This window comes from Bradyrhizobium sp., from assembly GCF_016462955.1.
Lineage (GTDB): Bacteria > Pseudomonadota > Alphaproteobacteria > Rhizobiales > Xanthobacteraceae > Bradyrhizobium.
In genome coordinates this window covers 7,461-11,325 of sequence record NZ_JAEMSD010000198.1, presented here as the reverse complement: position 1 = coordinate 11,325, position 3,865 = coordinate 7,461, and the positions used below count along the sequence as shown (strand labels likewise).

The window sequence follows — 3,865 nt, the reverse complement described above, 5'->3', positions numbered from 1 at the left end:
GCCGAAATCCTTCGGGCCGAAGATCGCCAGCGGCAGGGTGCCGCGTGCGATGGTCAGGATGCCGTTGCCCGAGCCGTAGAGCAGCGCGAAGACGCTCGCGGCGGGAGCTCCGAAGACGGCAACCACGGCGGCGCCGATCGGATGGGTGACGCAGGCCAGCCGCGTCGACCACAACGGATGGAAGCGGCTGAGAAAGCCGGCTTCGAGGATGCGCGCGGCCACTTGCGCCGGGCCGATCAGCGCGCCGGCCGCGATCGCCTCGACATGCGTGGCGCCCATCGTCTCGAGCAGGCGCGGGAAATGCACGGCCATGGCGCCTGTCACGGTCCAGACCGCGGCAAAGATGAACGCCAGCAGAAGCATGGTGCGGTCGAGCGGCAGATGCGGCTTCTGGGCGGTCGCCGCCGCCTGCTTGGCGCCCTTGATCGCTGGCAGCATGAAAAAGTTAAGCGGCAGTCCGATCAGGATGTTGGCGGCAGCCCAGGCAAAACAGGTCTCGCGCCAGCCGATATGCGACAGGCCCCAGGCGGTGAGCGGCCAGCCGACGGTCGAGGCAAAGCCCGCCATCAGCGTGATGCCCGTGATCGGCCGGCGCGCCTCGGTGCCGTAGATGCGCCCGAGCGCAGCGAAGGCCGCGTCATACAGCCCCATCGCCATGCCGATGCCGAGCACGAGCCAGGCGATCGCCATCACCGCGACCGAGTGCGAGACCCCGAGGAGCACGAGGCCGGCCGCGATGGTCAGGTTCGAGGCCGACAGCACCTGCCGTCCGCCGACGAGATCGATCTGCCGTCCGATGCGCGGTCCCAGCATCGCCGAGATCACCAGCGCGGCCGAGAACGCGCCGAAGATCCAGTTGGAGGAGACGCCGAGGTCGCGTGCCATGGGATCGGCGAGCAGGGCCGGCAGATAATAGCTGGAAGCCCAGGCCAGGGTCTGCGTGGTGCCGAGCGCCAGGATGATCGGAAGCTGGCGCTGGGTCATATCCCCGTGTCTCTGGTCGCCCGTGTCATTCAGTGCATTTGCCGCTTATGGCGGGAGCGCGTCAACAGCGCCTGCGGCATATTCGACCTGCTGCGGACGGGCGCCTTCCTGCCGCGTCGGTGCCGCCTTCCGTTGGTCACGAATGCACGCCATAATGGCGCATGCAATTGACCTCGCGCCTTGCGCTGATGAACTGGCTGACCGGCCAGGGGCTGACGGGCCTGCCTGAAAGTGAGCTGCTTCGCGGCTTCTGCGAGCGCTGCCGCGCCGAGGGGCTGGAACTGTCGCGCGGACTGGTCGTCATCGACACCCTGCATCCGATCTACGAGGGACGCGGCTTCCGCTGGAGCGATCGTCCCAGCAACGAGAGCGATGCGTTCGAATACGGCTCGACCGCAGACGGCGACGCCGCCAAGAGCTGGCGCCGCTCGGTGTTCTTCCACATGCTCGAGAACGGGCACGACGAGATGGTGATCGATCTCGCCGATGCGCCCTCGATGGATTATTCGCAGATCGGCGAACTCGCCGAGAAGGGCCACAAACACTATCTCGCCTTCGTGCACCGCTTCGGCGAGAACGGCGCGCTCGGCCTGATGGATTGCCTCTATTCCTGCTGGACCACCCGCCGCGACAGCGGTTTCTCCGGACTGGAGCTGGAAGCGTTGCGCGATCTGGTCCCGGTGCTGGGGCTCGCGATCAAGTCGGCGCAGCAGGTCGACATCGCCCGCACGCTCGGCCGCGTCTATCTCGGGCGCGATGCTTCGGAGCAGGTCTTGCGCGGGCGCATCTCGCGCGGCGTCACCGAGCGCATCAACGCCGTGCTGTGGTATTCGGATCTGCGCGGCTCGACCGGGATCAGCGAGAGCATCGGGCCCGACGAGATCATTCCGTTCCTCAACGATTACGCGCAGGCCGTGATCGATCCGATCCACGAAGCCGGTGGCGACGTGCTGAAGCTGATCGGCGACGGCGTGCTCGCGATGTTCTGGGGCGAGGACATGGCCGATGCGCGGCGCGCCGCGCTACGGGCCGAGCATCTGTTCCGCAAGAACGTCGCCGCGCTGAACGCGCGGCGCGAGGCCGCCGGCCGGCCGACGACGTCGGCCTATATCGGCCTGCATGTCGGCGAGGTCTTCTACGGCAACATCGGCAGCGAGGACCGGCTCGACTTCACGGTGGTCGGCCCGACCGTCAACGAGGTCAGCCGGATCGCCTCGATGAGCCGCTCGGTCGACCGCGAGCTACTGGCCTCGTCCGAGTTCTACAAGGGCCTCGATGCCGCCGGCCGCCGCTATCTCGTCTCCACCGGCCGCTATGCGCTGCGTGGCATCGGCCGCGCGCAGGACCTCTATACGCTCGACCCGGAGGTCGATGCGAGCGAGCCGGTGATGGGGAGCTACGAGCGCTATCTGGCGGGTTAGGGCGAGGCAGCGACTAGCACCGCGCCGTCGCTTCATCTCCCACCATGTCCGGCTGCCGGTCGAGGGCGACCGCCGGTGACAGCCAGATCACCAGCGCCTGCATGCCGAACACGGCGGCAGCGAGGTAGAGGCATGCTTCCGCGCTGAAGAGGCCGCCGACAATCGCGCCGAGCGCCGAGCCGAGCGGGCGGGCGCCGTAGCTCATGATGTTGATGGCGGAGACGCGGCCCAGAAGGCGCGGCGGCGTCACCGACTGGCGCAGCGTCGTGGTCGAGATCACCCACAGGATGGGACCGGCGCCGAGCAGGAAGAAGCTCAGGGCCGCAAGCCAGGGCGAGGGGACCAGCACCGTCAGCGCCATCACCAGGGCGGCGGCGAAGCCGGTGACCGGGCCGAGGCCGACGACGGTGCCGAAGGCGAGGCGTCGCATCACGCGCGTGGCGAGGAGCGCGCCGATTACCATGCCGACGCCGTACATCGTCAGCACGGTGCCGACGCCGGCTGCGGTCAGGCCGAGGTGGCGCACGGCGTAGGGCACGAACACGGCGATCTGCAGGAACCACCCGGTGTTGAAGATGAACTGGGTGACGAACACCGGCCGCAGCAGCGGATGGTGAAACACGAATGCCGCGCCCTCGCGGATGTCCTGGACCGGATGGCGCCGCGGCGCCGGCGTGCGCGCGGGCTCAAAGATGCCCGAGAGCAGCACGACCGCAATCGCCGACAGCGCCGCGGCAAAGCCGAAGGCCGGGCTTGCGCCCCACCATCCCACCAGCATCCCGCCGAGTGCAGGCCCGCTGGCAAAGGCGATAGTGCGCGCCAACTCGATCCGCGCATTCGCCGCCGGTAACAGATCCGGCGTCACCAGCAAAGGCACCAGCGCCGGCGCCGCCACGCTGTAGACCACGGTGCCGCACACGGCGGCGAAGCCGAGCAGCGCCAGCAGCGGCAGATCGAGCGTGCCGAGCGCCAGCAGCAGCACGATGGTCGCCAGCGCCACGGCTCGCAGCGCCTCGGCAGCGGCCATCAGGGAGCGACGCGAGATGCGGTCTGCGAGCACGCCGGCTGGAATGGCGAACAGCACGAAAGGCAAGGTCAGAGCGGTCTGCAGCAGGCCGGTCTGGCCTTCCGCGACCCCCAGCGTGAGCACCGCGACAATGGGGGCCGCCGCCAATGCGATCTGCTCGGCCGACTGCGCCGCCAGGTTCGACCAGGCGAGCCGGCCGAAGGTGTCGGGGAGGCGAGGCGGGTTTGACATGGCTCATTTCCTGCGACGTCGGGTTGGCGCCAATATTCGGCCGCGAGAGCCGCCAAACCCACCCGCTTCCCGACAGGCTCGTCGGGACGGGGGCCGCCTAGATGCAGTTGCAAATGAGTTGCAATAGGAATGAACTTGGGTATTCTGCCGGCATGGATGCCCGATCACCCCACCTCAAAGCCGACACTGCCGCTGGCTGGCG

At 68.4% G+C, this 3,865-nt stretch carries 3 protein-coding genes; 1 reads left to right on the top strand and 2 read right to left on the bottom strand.

Features of this window, described 5'->3' with window-relative positions; genetic code table 11:
* The coding region (locus tag JHD07_RS20215; RefSeq protein WP_291625075.1) for an MFS transporter at positions 1–984 on the bottom strand (984 nt) is incomplete at its 3' end.
* Between the two features lie 161 nt (positions 985–1,145).
* Here JHD07_RS20215 and JHD07_RS20210 point away from each other — a divergent pair.
* The gene (locus JHD07_RS20210) at positions 1,146–2,405 is read left to right on the top strand and encodes an adenylate/guanylate cyclase domain-containing protein (RefSeq protein WP_291625073.1); all 1,260 of its coding nucleotides are present in this window, start codon (positions 1,146–1,148) and stop codon (positions 2,403–2,405) included.
* Positions 2,406–2,418: 13 nt separating this feature from the next.
* Here JHD07_RS20210 and JHD07_RS20205 read toward each other — a convergent pair whose 3' ends face one another.
* Entirely contained in the window at positions 2,419–3,663 is a 1,245-nt protein-coding gene (locus tag JHD07_RS20205; protein ID WP_291625072.1) for an MFS transporter, read from the bottom strand.
* Positions 3,664–3,865 lie beyond the last annotated feature (202 nt).